The sequence below is a fragment of the Wenyingzhuangia heitensis genome (assembly GCF_011762155.1).
GTDB lineage: Bacteria > Bacteroidota > Bacteroidia > Flavobacteriales > Flavobacteriaceae > Wenyingzhuangia > Wenyingzhuangia heitensis.
In genome coordinates, this window is sequence record NZ_JAASQL010000004.1 from 20,096 (window position 1) to 37,748 (window position 17,653).

A 17,653-nucleotide genomic window follows, 5' to 3' on the forward strand; every position below is an offset into this window, starting at 1 on the left:
CTCGGTTTTTAATAGCAATAACAGTTCTACTGCTATTGCTGGTGTTTGCGTTACAATTTGGAAAAACTCAGACCTTAATAGCAAACAAAGTTTTTGATTATTTAGACAAAAAATACGATGTTACTTTTCAGTTAAAAGAGCTTAAAATTAATCCTTTTGGTAATTTTAGAATAGAGAATCTATTAATAGAAGACCATTATCAAGACACCTTAATTTATGTAGATTATTTAAAAGGGAGCTTGGTCGATTATCATAAAATTAAAGACAAAACTATTTCTTTTAAAAATATAGAAGTTAAAAATGGTTGGGTAGATGATTATATTTATAGTGGAGATTCTATAAGTAGTTTGACCATTTTTTCGGCAAAATTTAAAACGGGTAAAAAAAGCACAGAGCCTTTAAAACTTAATTTTAAAAATATACGTTCTACCAACTTAAGATATGTAAGAAGGAGTGATGAAAAACCTATTGTTGATTTTCATCAGATTTCTGGGCAAATAGAAAACCTACATATAAAAGGTCCCGAAGTTACTGTAATTGCAGACTCTCTAGGTTTTGAAGATGTTTATGGAATTAAATACCAAAAGTTAAAAACAGATTTTAGTTATTCACTTTCTAAAATGAGTTTTAAAAACACCAAAATAAAAACGAAAAACTCTAATGTGTATCTAAATGTAGATTTTACATACAGACCTGGAGAAATGGCAGATTTTGTAACCAAGGTAAAATTACAAGGTCAAATAGATGAAGGAGAGTTAAGCTTAAAAGACATTCATAAAATATACCCACATTTTAAAAATGGAGAAACTTTTGATATTAAAACACAATTGTCAGGAACTTTAAATGATTTAGATTTAGAAGAGACAAAAATTATATCTAAGAATTTAAAGACGTATCTAATAGGAGACTTTTCTTTAAAAAATAGCATTGTAAATAGAGATGATTTTTGGTTTAGAGCTAAAGATGCAGCTATAGAATTAATGCCAGAATCTTTGGAACAAATTGTGCCAAATCAATATTACAAAGAGTTGCCCACAAGTTATTACGGATTAGAACAATTAAATTTTAATGGCGATTTATTTGTCTCTAAAGAAAAATTGGTGCTTACCGGAGGAGTGGTTTCTAACCTAGGTAATTTACAGCTAAATGGATTGATAGATCATTTAAACAAAAACACAAAAACCTTAGATTTTAAAGTCTTACACGGGGTTGTGTTTAAAAATAAATACTTAAAAGGTTTTAAAAACATTACGTTAAATGGAGGTGTAAAAGCAAGTATTGCTAAAAATGAATTGCAGTTAAAAACAGATATGGCTTTAAAAAGAATATCTTATAAAGATTTAAAGTTATCCAATGCAACTTTATCTTTAACCATAAATAACAAAGATATAAGAGCTAATTTTAAATCTTTAGATTCACTACTAACGTTTGAAGCCAATATAGATTATAAAAATCAAGCAGATCATCAAAAAAAGTATGATTTAAATTTTAAAGTTTCCAAAGCAAGATTGGCCAAACTATTTCCTAAAAGTGCCTCTTATCAAAAGAATGTAACAGGAATTGGTCAGGTAAACATTATTCAAAATGGAGATAGTCTTTTAGCAACAGGTTTGATAGATGATTTGCATATAGAAACAGAATCAGACACCTTAGGATTAAGTGCTATAGATTTAAATTTTTCATCAAAAGGAATTAATAAATTAATCACATTAAACGCTAAAGAATTATTGTCTTTAGAGGTAGAGGGAGCTTTTGAGTTTTCTGATTTTGAAAAATTAGTTGAAAATGCCTTGTATAAATTTATACCCGGTAAAAAAAACAGAACCGATGTTAAAAATCAAACTTTAAACTTTGGTTTAGAAGTGTATCCAGAGTTTTTAAGATCTATAACTAATAAAATAAAATTAAACGAAAATGTAAAGGTCTCTGGAGTTTTAGATGCCAAAGGAGATAAAGGATTGATATATGCAACAGCACCCTCTTTTGCTTCTAAAGATTTTCAGGTAGATAGTTTAAGGATCTTTTTAGACAACTCTAACCAATGGATTAATTCTAACATTTCGGCTAAAAAATTTAAATTTAAGAAACAAGTTTATGATGATTTATCCTTGTTAGGAAAAAAGGTAAACGATACCCTTTTTGTAAGGTCTAACTTTAATACAGATAAAATAGACAATCGAGCCGTTTTTAATTTAACAACAGAAAAGGATGCATTAACTTTAGGAATAGAAAACGTGTATTTTAAATATTTAAAATCTACATGGGTTAACAAAGAAATAAAACAAAATAAAATATACTACAACTATAAAACGGGGGATTGGTATTTCTATGGAATTTCTTTTGGAAATAAAAATCAAGAATTTGAATTTGATGGAAGCATTAAAAAGGGAACTTCTAAAAACCTAAGATTAGCACTTAAAAACATAAATTTAGCTGAGGTTTTCCCCAGTATTGATAGTTTAAAAATAGGAGGACTTGCTAGTGGAGTTGTGTTTTTTAGAGAAAAAAACACCTTGTTAAAACCAGATGGAAATTTAATTGTTAGAAACTTAAAAATTAACGGAGTAGATTATGGTTTTATGAAAACCAGTATTGAACCTAGTGCTAAAGAATTTGGCTACAATTTAAACTTTAATATTTCTAACAACGAGGAACAAAACATTGATGCAGCTGGAGAAATTATAGTAAACGAAACCAATTTTTTAGAATCCAATGTTGCATTAAATGTAGTACTAAATGATTTAAGATTAAGTTCCTTAAGCCCCTTAGGTAGAAATGTGTTATCTGCAATAAGAGGTAGAGCTAAGGGGAATTTTAATGTATCAGGAAAATTAAATGATTTTAATACCTACGGCTTTATAGAACTTTCCAAAGCAGGATTAAAATTTCCATATTTAAATACTAATTACAATTTTACCGGAGACACCAGAATAGATTTAAAAGGAAAAAGTTTTGTGTTTAATAAAATTAATTTAGAAGACAATGTATACAAAACCAAAGGAATTTTAAAAGGAGTAATTGATTATGATAAATACAATAATTGGAATTTAGACTTAAGAGTAGATACCAAAAATTTATTGGTAATGAATACCCAGCAACATGAAGACTCTAGATACTACGGAACTGGTTTTATAAATGGCTTTGCAACCATAAAGGGACTGACCTCTAGTTTAGACATAAATGTAACGGGAAGAACATTAGAAAACACTAAATTTATTTTGCCAATTAGTGATGTAAAACAAGTAGAAACCAATCGATTTATTTATTTTAAAGAGCAAAAAACAGACTCTGATGAAACCAATACAACCAATATATCTCAATCTTTAGGAGGCGTAACCGTGGTTTTAAATTTAGATATTACCAAAGATGCTTTGGGAGAAGTCGTAATAGATCAAACCTCAGGAAGTTCTTTACAAGGTAGAGCAGATGGTAGATTATTGATAGATATAGATCGATTTTTTAACATTAAAATGTATGGAGATTTAGTAGTTGATGAAGGCTTGTATAATTTTAAATACGGAGGTATTGTAAACAAACCCTTTACGGTAAAAAAAGGAGGAACCGTTTCTTGGAACGGAGACCCTTACAAAGCAGAATTAAATATAGAGGCTGTACATAGCGTAAAAGCAAACCCTAAAGTATTGTTAGAAAGTTTAACTGTAAACAGAAAATTAGAGGTTGATTTAATAACGCAAGTTACCGGAGAGTTGTTTGACTCTAATCAAGAGTTTATGATTGAAATTCCCAATGCAAGTTCTACAGTTGCTTCGGAATTAGACTTTAAATTAAATATTGATGAAAACTCCAAAATGAGACAATTCTTTTCGTTGTTAGTCTCTAAATCTTTCTTTGATGAAAATAAATTAAACAACACAAGTGCTGTATTGTCTAACACAACATCAGAATTAATTTCTAATGCCGTAACCGATATTTTTAACAACGATGGAGATTTATTTCAATTTAATTTTGGATATACCTCAGGAGAAACCTCAGAAGTAGAAGATTTAGCGATAGACAATCAAATAGACATTGGAGTAGAAACAGAAATTAATGATCGAATTTTAATTAACGGAAAATTAGGAGTACCCGTAGGGACTAAAACACAGTCTGCCGTTGTAGGAGAAGTTAAAGTAGAGTTTTTATTAAATAAAGATGGAAGTCTAAGATCATCGGTGTTTAATAGGCAAAATGAAATTCAATATTCAGAAGAAGAACAAGGTTATACTCAAGGGATTGGTTTAAATTATCAAATAGACTTTAATAATTTAAAAGAAATGCTTCAAAAATTAAAGATAAAATCAAAAGGAAAAGCCAAAAAAGAAGAGGAACTAGATTTAATTGATAATTAATTAATAAAAGTAATTTTTTGGGTATCAGATAAAAAACTATTTTTATAATCTATAAAATTAAAAAAGGAAAGATGAGTACATATACACTGGTTGTTTTAGCAGCAGGAATGGGAAGCCGTTATGGAGGTTTAAAACAAATGGATACCATGTCTGATGAAGGAGATACAATTATTGACTTTTCTCTATACGATGCAATTCAAGCAGGATTTAAAAAAGTAGTTTTTATTGTAAGAGAAGAATTTATAGATCAGTTTAAGGCCAAGTTTGATGATAAGTTAGAAGGAAAAATAGAAATAGAATATGTTTGTCAAGAATTAGACAAAGTACCTTCAGGATATCCAATTCATCCAGAGAGAAAAAAACCTTGGGGAACAGGACACGCATTACTGGTAACTAAAGGTGTTGTAAAGGATAACTTTATTGTAATTAACGGAGACGATTTTTATAGTAGAGAAGCTTTTGAAACCATTATAGGTGAGTTGTCTAAATTAGACAAAGAATCACACAATATGTGTATGGTTGGTTTTAACTTAGACAAAACAATATCTGAAAATGGATATGTTTCTAGAGGACAATGTTATGTTAATAATGCACAAGAATTAACAGACGTTGTAGAAAGAACACATATAGAAAAAATTGAAGATAAAATTTATAGAAAAGACGAAGACGGAAACTTAGTAGTTATGGAAAATGACACTACCGTATCTATGAATTTTTGGGGATTTACTCCTAAATTTTTAGATGCATTAGAAAATGACTTTGTAGATTTTATGAAAGAAAGATCTGCAGAATTAAAAAGTGAGTTTTTTATACCTACCGTTGTTAACAATGTAATTCAATCAGGAAAAGGAGCTGTAACAGTGCTAAAATCTGATGCAAAATGGTATGGAGTTACCTATGCAGAAGACAAACCAGTGGTAACAAAAGCAATAAAAGAATTAAAAGAAAAAGCAATATATCCAAAACATCTTTGGAGTATAAAATAAAAATATTAAAACTCTCTAAAATATAAATTTAGAGAGTTTTTTTTGTTTTTCCAAGATCGAAAATACTCGATATCGTTTTCGTATTTAAAACTACTAGTAATATTTTGAAAGTTAAATATTACTACTTTTATGCATTATAAAAAAAGAACATGAATACTAAAGTAACCAAAATAGCCGTAATGACTTCAGGAGGAGATGCTCCAGGAATGAATGCTGCGGTAAGAGCTGTTGTTAGAGCTTGTATATACAATAATATTGAATGTATGGGAATCATGAGAGGTTACCAAGGATTGATTGAAAACGAATTAATTCCTTTGGACTCTAGAAGTGTTCGTAATACAATTAGTAGAGGAGGTACTTTTTTACAATCTGCTAGATCTAAGGAATTTAGAACACCAGAAGGTCGCGCTAAAGCTTTTGAAAACTTTAAAGCAAACGGATTAGATGCTTTGGTCGTTATTGGAGGAGATGGTTCTTTTACAGGAGGAATGATCTTTAACAAAGAACACGGAGTGCCTGTTATTGGTATTCCTGGTACAATAGATAACGATATTTATGGTACACAATTTACCTTAGGGTATGATACTGCTTTAAATACCGTAGTAGAGGCAATTGATAAAATTAGAGATACAGCATCATCGCACAACCGTTTATTTTTTATTGAAGTAATGGGACGTGATGCAGGATTTATAGCATTAAACGCTGGAATTGGTGCAGGTGCTGAAGAAATATTAATTCCTGAAGAAAATTTAGGAATTGAAAGATTGATAGAGTCTTTAGAAACAAGTAAAAAATCTGGAAAAACATCTAGTATTGTTGTAGTTGCAGAAGGAGATAAAACTGGTAAAGGAGTTTTTGAATTAAAAGACTACGTAGAAAAGAACATGCCAGAGTACGATGTACGTGTATCTGTATTAGGACATATGCAAAGAGGAGGTTCTCCTTCTTGTTTTGATAGAGTTTTAGCAGGACGTTTAGGAGTAAAAGCCGTAGATTTGTTGATAGAAGGAAAATCTAACTTAATGGTTGGAATTAACAACAACGAAATTACAGCTACTGACTTAGAAAAAGCAGTAAAATTACATCACGACATCAATAAAAACTTGTTAAGAGTTGCAGATATTTTAAGTATCTAACAAAAGAACAAATAAATAAATTAATAAATATTATAATTAATTATCATGGTAAAAATCGGAATTAACGGATTTGGTAGAATTGGTAGATTTGCATTCAGATCTGCAGTAGCAAGAGAAAATGTACAAGTAGTTGGTATCAACGATTTATTAGACGTTGAATATTTAGCTTACATGTTAAAATATGATTCAGTACACGGTGAATTTAAAGGAACTGTTGAGGTTGTTGATGGTGCTTTAGTAGTAAACGGAAACACAATTAGAATTACTGCAGAGCGTAATCCAGCTGACTTAAAGTGGGATGAAATTGGAGCTGAGTATGTAATCGAATCTACAGGTTTCTTTTTAACTAAAGAAACTGCAGGAGCGCACTTAGAAGCTGGAGCTAAAAAAGTAGTTTTATCTGCACCATCTAAAGATGATACCCCAATGTTTGTAATGGGAGTTAACAATACTGAGTTAAAAGCTGATCAAGCAATTTTCTCTAACGCTTCTTGTACTACTAACTGTTTATCTCCTATTGCTAAGGTATTAAACGATAACTGGGGAATTTCTGAAGGGTTAATGACTACAGTTCACGCTGCAACTGCAACTCAAAAAACTGTTGATGGTCCTTCTATGAAAGACTGGAGAGGTGGACGTTCTGCAATTCACAACATTATTCCTTCTTCTACTGGAGCTGCAAAAGCTGTAGGAAAAGTAATTCCTGCATTAAACGGAAAATTAACAGGTATGGCTTTTAGAGTTCCTACTATGGATGTTTCTGTTGTTGATTTAACTGTAAAGTTAGAAAAGCCTGCAACTTATGCTGAAATTTGTGCTGCAATGAAAGCTGCTTCTGAAGGAGATATGGCTGGAGTTTTAGGATACACTGAAGATGCTGTTGTTTCTCAAGACTTTATCGGAGAAACTCGTACTTCTGTATTTGATGCAACTGCTGGTATCGCATTAAACGATAACTTTGTAAAAGTTGTTTCTTGGTACGATAACGAAATTGGTTACTCTACTAAGATTGTTGACTTAATTGAATACGCTGCTACTTTATAGTAATAGCAAACAATATAAATTTAAAAAGTCCTTTGTTATTGTAACAAGGGACTTTTTTTTATAATTTATACTATGTGTAAAGCTGTCTAAAATAATCAGGCAGGTTTTTAAGTTTTTATACTTTTTTTAAAGAGGAAAATGCATCAAAAGAACGAAAGTATTCTAAAATGATAGTATCAATACTTCAAGGAAATTTGTGTGGAAAACCTATAACGGTTAAATTAAGCATAAACTAAATTTTATTTTAGAAAGGAAAATAAAAAACCGTTATCTATTATTAGATAACGGTTTTTCTATATTGTAATATTAGGCTTATTTTAAAGCACCAATCATCTCTTCTGGTCTTACCCATTCATCATATTGTTCTGGTGTTACGTAACCTAAACGTACAGCTTCTACTTTTAAAGTAGTTCCGTTAGCGTGAGCAGTATTTGCTATCTCAGCAGCTTTGTAATATCCTATCTTAGTGTTTAAAGCAGTCACCAACATTAAAGAGTTGTTTAATAACTTTTCTATAACGGGGTAGTTAGGTTCAATACCAACCGCACAGTTCACATCAAAAGATACACAAGCATCACCAATTAAACGAGCAGATTCTATCAAGTTTTTAGCCATAACAGGTTTAAAAACATTTAACTCGTAGTGTCCTTGTAGTCCACCAACACCAATAGCAACATCGTTACCCATTACTTGAGCAGCTACCATAGTTATCGCTTCACATTGTGTAGGGTTTACTTTACCTGGCATAATAGAAGATCCTGGTTCATTAGCAGGAATAATTAATTCTCCAATACCAGAACGAGGTCCAGAAGCCATTAAACGAATGTCATTTGCTATTTTGTTTAAAGACACAGCAACTTGTTTTAAAGCTCCGTGAGTTTCTACAATAGCATCGTGAGCTGCTAGCGCTTCAAATTTATTTTCTGCGGTTACAAATGGCAATCCTGTAAATTCAGCTATTTTTTTAGCTACTAAAACATCGTAACCAGCAGGAGTATTTAAACCTGTTCCTACAGCGGTTCCTCCTAAAGCCAATTCAGCCAAGTGAGGCAATGTGTTTTTTAAAGCTTTTATTCCGTGGTCTAATTGAGAAACATATCCAGAAAATTCTTGTCCAATAGTTAACGGAGTTGCATCCATTAAGTGTGTACGTCCAATTTTTACTACATTTTTAAACGCTTCAGATTTTGCTTTTAAGGTATTGCGTAATTGCTCAATTCCTGGAATAGTAATTTCTACTACAGCTTTGTAAGCGGCAATGTGCATACCTGTAGGAAATGTATCGTTAGAGGATTGAGATTTGTTTACATCATCATTAGGAGTAATAACCTTTTCACCTTCACCAATTACACGTCCGGCTAATTCTTGAGCTCTATTGGCAATAACCTCATTAGAGTTCATGTTAGACTGTGTTCCAGATCCTGTTTGCCAAACTACTAATGGAAATTGATCATCGTGTTTACCCGATAAAATTTCATCACAAACAGTAGAAATTAATTCTTTTTTAGATTCTTCTAACACACCTAAATCAAAATTTGCATGTGCAGCTGCTTTTTTTAAGTAAGCAAATCCATAAATAATTTCTAATGGCATACTACCAGAAGGTCCTATTTTAAAGTTGTTAATAGATCTTTGAGTTTGCGCTCCCCAATACTTATCAGCAGGTACCTGTACCTCACCCATAGTATCTTTTTCTATACGATATTTCATTGGATATTATTTAAAATTCATTTTGATAACTCAAAGATAAGCGAAACCAAAAATTAGAAAAATGATTCATCTCATAAAATAAAATTAATTTTTAAGATTATACAGATTGAATGTTTTTCACTAAGTATTTAACAAAAATCGATGTAGTTGACTATGATCAATTTTGTTTAGGTACTAAGTAGAGTAGCATCAATTTTAAAAAGAAGAAGAGCGGGTATATTTGAATAACTAAATGATCAACTTTATGTCTTATTTTTACAACCTTTTTCTAATTTCAATCACATTACTTTCTACAGGTAATTTACTCTCTCAAAATAAAGGAGATTCGTTTATAAAACAAGCTTCTTTTTACCATGAAAATGATGCTTTTTTTGCTCCTAAAAATACAGATGATAATTACACAGCAGGGTTAAGATTAGATGTGGTAACTAAAGAGCTTAAATTTTGGCAACCCTTTTTTAAGTTAACAGGAAAAAATCCAAAATACTACAATCATTTTAATTTTGGATTTCAATCTTTTACGCCAACTAATATTAGTAATAGTGAGGTGATAACAAGTGATAGACCCTATGCATCTTATACTTTTTTAAGTTTAGGAAGAACACAATTGTTTAAAAATACTGTGTTTTATTCAGAGCTATCTATTGGTGCATTGGGATTGCCTTTGGCCAAAAGAGCTCAGATTTATATTCATAAGAAAAAGTTTTTAGGAACCGATAGACCTAGGCCTATGGGTTGGGACAATCAGATAGAAAATGGAGGAAGTTTGGCCATAAATTATAAGGTGAATTATTTATATGTTTTTAATGATGCCATTTCTCATAATTATGTGATTCCATCAATACGTGTAATGGGAAATTTTGGTAACTATATTTCAGATTTGTATGTAGGGACACAATTATCTTTGTTAAATATTAATTATAGCAATTCATCATTAAATTTTAACGAAAAAGTAGGGTATCATCATAAAAGAAATGGAAAAACAAGATTTAATATTTTTGTAGAGCCAGGTTTTAGATGGAATATATACAACCCAACGTTACAAGGAGCTTTGTTTTTGGATAATTCTGTTTATACCGTTGACAGATCTAAAATAAACAGTTTTCTATTTGATGTAAATTTAGGAATGAACTTAATTATTAAAGACGTGTTGGTTTTAAAATATACATTAACAAGAAGAACACAAGAGTTTTCTTTTGGAAAACAATCTCACTGGTGGGGAGGTTTTGGTTTGGGGATTAAATTATAAAAGCGATACCTAATAAAGATATCGCTTTTAAGCGTACTGTTTTAAACCTAGAATTAAGGTAGGTTTTTTAGCAATGTGTGTATTTGATCACTAGAAGGTCTTGGAGCATTTGCAGATACAATATTCCCCTCTGTATCTAACAAAATAAAACGAGGAATTCCCGTAATTTGGTAAGCTTCCATAAAATTATTGTCACCATTTGAAAATAGTTGAATACCTCCCATATCTTTGTCTTTAATCATGCTTTTCCATTTGTCTTTTAAGTTGGGATTGTCTACAGAAATACTTACAAATTTGATGTTTTTCTTGTGAAATTTAGTTTCTAGTTTTTTTAAGAAAGGAATTTCTGCGATACAAGGAGGACACCAAGTAGCCCAAACATCTATATAAACATAGTTTCCTTTTAAATCTGAAAGTTTGGTAGAACCACCTTTGTAATTTTCATAATCAAAAACAGGAGAAGTATCTCCTTTTTGTAAGCTAGCATCAATACCGTTAACTGTATTGTATTGATTGTTTAGATTTTCTATAAAAACAGTTAAGTTTTCTTTTTCAGTTTTGTTAACTAAAGGGTCTATGTCTGAATGATTTTTTAATAAATCTTCAATTTTTTGAACCATAGTATTAATATAAGCATCAAAAGCAGTTTTGTCTAAGCTATTTATACTGTCTAATTTTTCAAATACATCTTGGGTGATTAATTCTCTTTTAAGTAAATAATTGTTTACTTTTTTTCCGTTACCACTATAACGAATGCTTTTATGAAAATCATTTACATCTACATTAATTTCTAAATTGGTGTTTTTGTTTAGGAATAAAGTTTTTCCTTGGTTTCCTATTTGAAAGTATGCAAATTCACCATCAATATTAATAGTGTCTTTAAAGACTCCATTTTCTATTTTAATGTTTTTTACATTGTCTTTAGTTCTTAAAACTACTTCTGTAATAGAGCTAGGTAGGTTTTCTATTTTTCCTTCTATACTAGCGTGTTTAGGGCTGTTGGTACAAGCAATTGTTAACAACGTTGTACTAGCCACAAATATTTTTTTTAAATACTTCATTTCTTAATTTCTATGGTAAATCTATTGACCTTTTTGTAGCATATATCGAGCCAAAAAAGAGAAATCTAAATTTTAAGTTTATAAAATCTAAGATATAAAAAAACACCTCTGCAATAACAGAGGTGTTTTAAATATGTATATAAAACTGCTTAGGCAATCATAGTAACAGGATTCTCTATAAATTGTTTTAAAGTATTTAAGAAAGCTGCACCAACGGCACCGTCAATAGTTCTGTGATCACAAGACAATGTTAAGTTCATTACATTACCAACAACAATTTCTCCATTTTTTACAACAGGCTTTTGTTTAATCCCACCTACAGATAAAATTGCAGAGTTTGGTTGGTTAATAATAGATGTAAAGTTGTCTACACCAAACATACCCAAGTTAGAAACCGTAAATGTACTACCAGACATTTCTGCAGGAGTTAATTTTTTGTTTTTAGCTTTGATTGCTAAGTCTTTTACTTCAGCACCAATTTGAGTTAAACTTTTTGTATCTGTAAAAGGAATTACAGGAACAACTAGTCCGTCTTCAATAGCAACAGCAACACCAATAGCAATATGCTCGTTATAGATTGTTTTTTCAACAGTCCATTCCGTGTTAATTTGTGGGTGTTTTTTAATCGCCATTGCAGAAGCTTTTACAACTAAATCGTTGAAAGAAACTTTAGTGTCTGGCAATTCGTTAATTTGCTTACGAGAAGCAATAGCATTGTCCATATCAACATCTAAGCTGATGGTAAAGTTTACGTTTTCTGTTTGAGACTTATCTAGAGCTCTAGCAATAGCTTTACGCATGTTAGAGTTTTTCTCTTCTCTTTGGCTAACTTCTCCTACTGGTGCAGCAGGTGCAGTAGCTTTAGGAGAAGGAGCAGCTTCGGTAGCAGGAACGTAGTTTTCAATATCTACTTTCACAATTCTTCCACCTTCACCAGTTCCAACAACTTTTGCTAAGTTAATTCCTTTTTCTTCAGCTAAAGCTTTTGCTAAAGGAGAAGCAACTATACGTCCATTTTCAGAATCAATAGCGCTTACTTTTTTAGTAGCCGTAGGAGTAGCTGCTTTAGGAGTCTCCGTTTTACTGGGAGCAGGAGCAGCAGTTTTAGGAGCTTCTGTTTTAGGAGCTTCTTTTGCAGGTGTACTAGGAGCTGTTCCAAAGTTAGCAGCAACAGCAGAAACATCAGTTCCGGCTTCACCAATAATAGCTAATAAACTATCTACAGGAGCCGTTTCACCTTCTTGCAATCCAATGTATAATAAAGTTCCTTCGTTAAAAGATTCAAACTCCATGGTAGCTTTATCAGTTTCAATTTCAGCAAGAATATCACCTTCTTCTACTTTGTCACCTACCTTTTTTAACCATGATGCTACAGTACCATCTGTCATAGTATCACTTAATCTTGGCATTGTAACTATTGTTACACCATCAGGAATAGCAGCTGCTTCTGTAGCAGGAGCTGCTTCTTCTTTTTCCGGAGTAGCAGGAGTTTCTTCAGTAGTAGCTTCTGCAGCAGGTGCAGAGTCACCATCTAACAATCCAGTAATGTCTTCACCTTCATCACCAATAATAGCTAATAAGCTATCTACAGGAGCGGTATCACCTTCTTGTAATCCAATGTGTAATAAAGTACCTTCGTTAAAAGACTCGAATTCCATGGTAGCTTTATCTGTTTCAATTTCTGCTAAAATGTCTCCTTCTTCTATTTTATCACCAACTTTCTTAAGCCATTGAGCAACTGTACCTTCGGTCATAGTATCACTCAAACGTGGCATTGTAACTATTGTAGCCATATTATTTTTCTTGGATTATTTATGTTTTACAAATGGATAATTTTCTTGCTCATATACCATATCGTATAATTGTTGCTTGTCTGGGTATGGAGATTCTTCAGCAAATTTTTCACATTCAGCAACTTTAGCTTTCACGTCTTTTTCTACTTGTTTAATTTCCTCTTCAGTTAAATATTCTTCTTTTTTAATAACGTCTAACACTTGAGTGATAGGGTCAATTTTTTTGTATTCAGCAACTTCATCTTTTGTACGATAATGTTGTGCATCCGACATAGAGTGACCTCTATAACGGTAAGTTTTCATTTCTAAGAAAGTTGGTCCATCACCTCTACGAGCTCTGTCCATAGCTTCGTCCATAGCTTCGGCAACTTTAATAGGATCCATTCCGTCTACAGGTCCACAAGGCATTTCGTATCCTAAACCTAATTTCCAAATATCTTGGTGGTTTGCAGTACGCTCTACAGAAGTACCCATTGCATATCCATTGTTTTCTACAATAAATACAACTGGTAATTTCCAAAGCATTGCCATATTAAAAGTTTCATGAAGTGACCCTTGACGAGCAGCACCATCACCAAAACAACAAATAGTAACTCCACCAGTATTGTGGTATTTATCACCAAAAGCCATACCAGCACCTAAAGGAATTTGTCCACCAACAATACCATGTCCTCCGTAGAAACCTTTTTCTTTAGAGAAAATATGCATAGAACCTCCCATACCATGAGAAGTACCAGTTACTTTTCCATACAACTCGGCCATTACTCTTTTAGGATCTACTCCCATACCAATTGGTTGTACGTGGTTACGATAAGCAGTAATCATTTTATCTTTACCTCCTAATTCCATAACATGCAAACATCCTGCTAAAATTGCTTCTTGACCGTTGTAAAGGTGTAAGAATCCTCTAACTTTTTGTTGAATGTAAACTGCTGCCAATTTATCTTCAAACTTTCTCCAGAAAAGCATGTCCTTATACCAGTTGATGTAGGTTTCTTTGGTGATTTCTTTCATGATTTAATTTAAATTATTACAATAAGTAAACTAAGTATTGCTACATAGTTTGGTGTTTTTATTCGTCGAATAGAGGCAAAAATAAGACATTATCACTAAGTAATAAACATATGAAACGACTTTTTTAAGTGCTCGCTTTTAAGATTTTACAGCCTTTTAGAAAACATAGGTTTGAATTTCGTGAGAGGTGTAATAGGTGTTTTGTTTATCTTGTTGTTATTTAGTGTTTTATCTTGTTTTTTGAAGTGTTTTTTTATTGTTGAATATCGTCAAAATAGATTTTAAAAAAAAGTGGTTTTTTAAAAAAAATGAAGATTCAAACAAAAAGGCTATCAATGTTTAATTGATAGCCTTTTTTGTAAGAGGTGTTTTTTAGTTTACATATAACTTTCTATAGGTTCACAAGAACATACTAAGTTCCTATCACCATAGGCATCATCAACTCTACGAACCGTAGGCCAGAATTTATTGTCTGCTATTTCTTTTAGAGGATAAGCTGCTTTGTTTCTAGAATAGCTAAAATTCCATTCATCAGAAGTTAACATTTTTTGTGTGTGAGGAGCGTTTTTAAGAATAGAACTTTCATCGTGATTTTCTAATTCATCAATTTCGGCTTTGATACTTATCATAGCATTGATAAAAGTATCTAACTCTTCTTTGTTTTCACTTTCTGTAGGCTCTATCATTAAGGTTCCTGCTACGGGAAAAGATACCGTTGGAGCATGAAAACCATAATCCATTAAACGTTTGGCAACATCAACAACTTCTATTCCTTTAGTCTTAAATTGTCTAAAGTCAACAATCATTTCATGAGCACAAAATCCATTTTCTCCAGAATATAAAATAGTGTATTCTGCTTCTAATTTAGTTTTGATATAATTGGCATTTAAAATAGCATTTTGAGTAGCCGATTTTAATCCTTTAGCTCCTAACATTTTAATATAACCATAGGATATTAAACAAACCAATGCAGATCCCCAAGGAGCTGCAGATATGGCCTTAATTCCATTTTCTCCTCCTGTGTTAATTACTGGGTTTGAAGGTAAAAAAGGAGCTAAGTGCTCTACCACACAAATAGGTCCTACTCCAGGTCCACCACCTCCGTGAGGAATGGCAAATGTTTTGTGTAGGTTTAAGTGACAAACATCTGCACCAATAGTTGCAGGATTTGTTAAACCTACTTGTGCATTCATGTTGGCACCATCCATATAAACTTGTCCTCCGTTATCGTGAATTAGTTGGGTGATTTCTTTAATACCACTTTCAAAAACTCCGTGGGTAGAAGGATACGTAACCATTAAACAAGATAAATTATCCTTATGTAAAATGGCTTTTTCTCTTAAGTCATTAATGTCAATATTTCCATCTTCGGTAGCTTTGGTTACTACTACTTTCATTCCAGCCATTACTGCAGATGCAGGATTGGTTCCGTGAGCAGAAGATGGAATTAAACAGATGTTTCTGTGATGATTGTTTTTAGATTCGTGATAGGCTTTTATAACTAAAAGTCCAGCATATTCTCCTTGTGCACCAGAGTTTGGTTGTAAAGAAGTTGCGTAGAATCCTGTAATCTCATTTAAATCATTTTCTAAACCTCGCAAAACTTCTTGATATCCTTGGGCTTGTTCAACGGGTACAAAAGGATGAATGTTTCCCCAGTTAGGCCAACTTAAAGGTAGCATTTCTGAGGCAGCATTTAATTTCATAGTACAAGATCCTAAAGAAATCATAGAGTGATTTAAAGATAAATCTTTACGTTCTAATTTTTTAATATAACGCATCATTGCTGTTTCAGAATGATAGGTGTTAAATACAGGATTAGTTAAATAATCCGAAGTTCTTTTGAATTCTGGTTTTACATCAACTTCTTGTAATTCATGAATTTCGGTAAAGTTTTTACCGGTAGCTTTGGCTAAAATTCTTACAATCTCGTTAATATCATGCAAGTTAGTTGTTTCGTTAACAGCTATGCTAATAGATGTTTCTGAGTTGTATAAAAAGTTAACATGTAATAATTCTGCAATTTCTTTTACTTTACTTGCAGATGGAACAGTTATATTAAGTGTGTCAAAAAACACTTGATTAACTTGTTCTAAACCTAATTGTTTTAGCGTAACGTTAAGTGTATGTGTGTGATTTAATATTTTATGGGCAATGTGTTTTAATCCTTTTGCTCCATGAAAAACACCATACATACCTGCCATAACAGCTAATAAAACTTGAGCAGTACATATGTTGGAAGTTGCTTTTTCTCTTTTAATATGTTGTTCTCTAGTTTGTAGAGCCATACGCAAAGCACGATTTCCATCTAGATCTTTAGTAACTCCAATAATTCTACCAGGTAGAGATCTTTTGTAAGCTTCTTTAGTTGCAAAATAGGCAGCATGTGGTCCTCCGTACCCCATAGGTATACCAAAACGTTGTGTTGTTCCTACTACAATATCTGCTCCCCACTCTCCTGGAGGGGTTAGTAGTGTTAGACTTAATAAATCTGCAGCCACTGCAATTCTAGCTTCTGCTTGGTTTGCGTTTTTTACAAAATTAGTATAATCAATTACTTTTCCGTTTTTACCTGGGTATTGAACCAATCCACCAAATACATCTTCTGAGAAATTAAAGTTTTCATGATTTCCAATAATCAAATCAATATGTAAAGGTGTTGCTCTAGAAATTAAAACATCAATAGTTTGTGGCAATACATTGTCTGATACAAAAAACTGCAATGCATTGTTTTTCTTTTGTGTTCTGGTTCTGGTATTAAATAACAAAATCATGGCTTCGGCTGCTGCTGTACCCTCATCTAATAAAGAAGCATTGGCAATTTCCATTCCTGTTAAATCGGTCACCATAGTTTGGTAATTTAACAAAGCCTCTAACCTACCTTGAGCTATTTCTGCTTGGTATGGAGTGTAAGCAGTATACCAACCTGGATTTTCTAAAACATTACGCTGAATAACTCCAGGAGTAATTGTAGGATGGTAGCCTAAACCTATGTAGTTTTTAAATAATTTATTTTTTACAGATAGTTTTTGAATATGATCCATGTATTCATACTCACTAAGTGCGGTATCTAATTGTAAGTCTTGTTGTAAACGGATGTCACTAGGAACGGTTAAGTTTACCAGTTCTTCCATTGAGTTTACATTTATTTGAGCAAGCATTTGTGCTTGTTCCTCTGTATTTGGACCTATATGTCTGTTAGCAAAAACATCTGTTTTCATGCGAAAAGAATAAAAATTTGAAAGACACAAAAATAGGGATAATAAAAGTTTTATTTTTGATTAAGAATTAAATGTTTTAAGCAATTTTGC

10 protein-coding genes are annotated in these 17,653 nt (G+C 31.9%); 5 read left to right on the top strand and 5 right to left on the bottom strand.

The features are described 5' to 3' along the window. The first annotated feature begins 41 nt into the window (after nucleotides 1-41). The 4 genes from FHR24_RS15755 to gap all read left to right on the top strand — a co-directional run bounded on the left by FHR24_RS15755 (nucleotide 42) and on the right by gap (nucleotide 7,515). Nucleotides 42-4,349: a translocation/assembly module TamB domain-containing protein gene (locus FHR24_RS15755; protein ID WP_167189181.1), complete on the top strand. Its 4,308-nt coding sequence runs from the start codon at nucleotides 42-44 to the stop codon at nucleotides 4,347-4,349. 71 nt (nucleotides 4,350-4,420) lie between these two features. After that, nucleotides 4,421-5,335, top strand: coding sequence for a sugar phosphate nucleotidyltransferase (locus FHR24_RS12230; protein ID WP_167189184.1), 915 nt, complete (start codon nucleotides 4,421-4,423; stop codon nucleotides 5,333-5,335). A 149-nt stretch (nucleotides 5,336-5,484) separates the two neighbouring features. Beyond that, a complete protein-coding gene (gene pfkA / locus FHR24_RS12235; protein ID WP_167189187.1) occupies nucleotides 5,485-6,471 on the top strand; it encodes a 6-phosphofructokinase in 987 nt (328 codons plus the stop codon). Between the two features lie 45 nt (nucleotides 6,472-6,516). Further along, nucleotides 6,517-7,515 carry a type I glyceraldehyde-3-phosphate dehydrogenase gene (gene gap, locus FHR24_RS12240; RefSeq protein ID WP_167189190.1) on the top strand — a complete coding sequence of 333 codons (999 nt, stop codon included), beginning with the start codon at nucleotides 6,517-6,519 and terminating at the stop codon, nucleotides 7,513-7,515. 312 nt (nucleotides 7,516-7,827) lie between these two features. Here the strand turns inward: gap and fumC are convergent, their stop codons facing one another. Then, nucleotides 7,828-9,225 (bottom strand): class II fumarate hydratase, encoded by a 1,398-nt coding sequence (gene fumC, locus FHR24_RS12245; RefSeq protein WP_167189194.1) that lies wholly within the window; start codon nucleotides 9,223-9,225, stop codon nucleotides 7,828-7,830. Between the two features lie 244 nt (nucleotides 9,226-9,469). Here fumC and FHR24_RS12250 point away from each other — a divergent pair, with 244 nt between their 5' ends. Beyond that, complete coding sequence (locus tag FHR24_RS12250) at nucleotides 9,470-10,474, top strand: lipid A-modifier LpxR family protein (protein ID WP_167189197.1); 1,005 nt, start codon at nucleotides 9,470-9,472, stop codon at nucleotides 10,472-10,474. Between the two features lie 53 nt (nucleotides 10,475-10,527). On the opposite strand, the gene FHR24_RS15670 is transcribed toward FHR24_RS12250, so the two are convergent. From FHR24_RS15670 to gcvP, 4 genes are all read right to left on the bottom strand, one after another. Then, nucleotides 10,528-11,535 carry a TlpA family protein disulfide reductase gene (locus FHR24_RS15670; protein ID WP_243846551.1) on the bottom strand — a complete coding sequence of 336 codons (1,008 nt, stop codon included), beginning with the start codon at nucleotides 11,533-11,535 and terminating at the stop codon, nucleotides 10,528-10,530. A gap of 149 nt (nucleotides 11,536-11,684) precedes the next feature. Next, nucleotides 11,685-13,328 (bottom strand): pyruvate dehydrogenase complex dihydrolipoamide acetyltransferase, encoded by a 1,644-nt coding sequence (locus tag FHR24_RS12260; protein WP_167189200.1) that lies wholly within the window; start codon nucleotides 13,326-13,328, stop codon nucleotides 11,685-11,687. A 15-nt stretch (nucleotides 13,329-13,343) separates the two neighbouring features. Further along, nucleotides 13,344-14,342: a pyruvate dehydrogenase (acetyl-transferring) E1 component subunit alpha gene (gene pdhA, locus FHR24_RS12265; protein ID WP_167189203.1), complete on the bottom strand. Its 999-nt coding sequence runs from the start codon at nucleotides 14,340-14,342 to the stop codon at nucleotides 13,344-13,346. A 377-nt stretch (nucleotides 14,343-14,719) separates the two neighbouring features. Beyond that, complete coding sequence (gcvP, locus tag FHR24_RS12270; protein WP_167189206.1) at nucleotides 14,720-17,563, bottom strand: aminomethyl-transferring glycine dehydrogenase; 2,844 nt, start codon at nucleotides 17,561-17,563, stop codon at nucleotides 14,720-14,722. Between the last annotated feature and the right edge of the window lie 90 nt (nucleotides 17,564-17,653).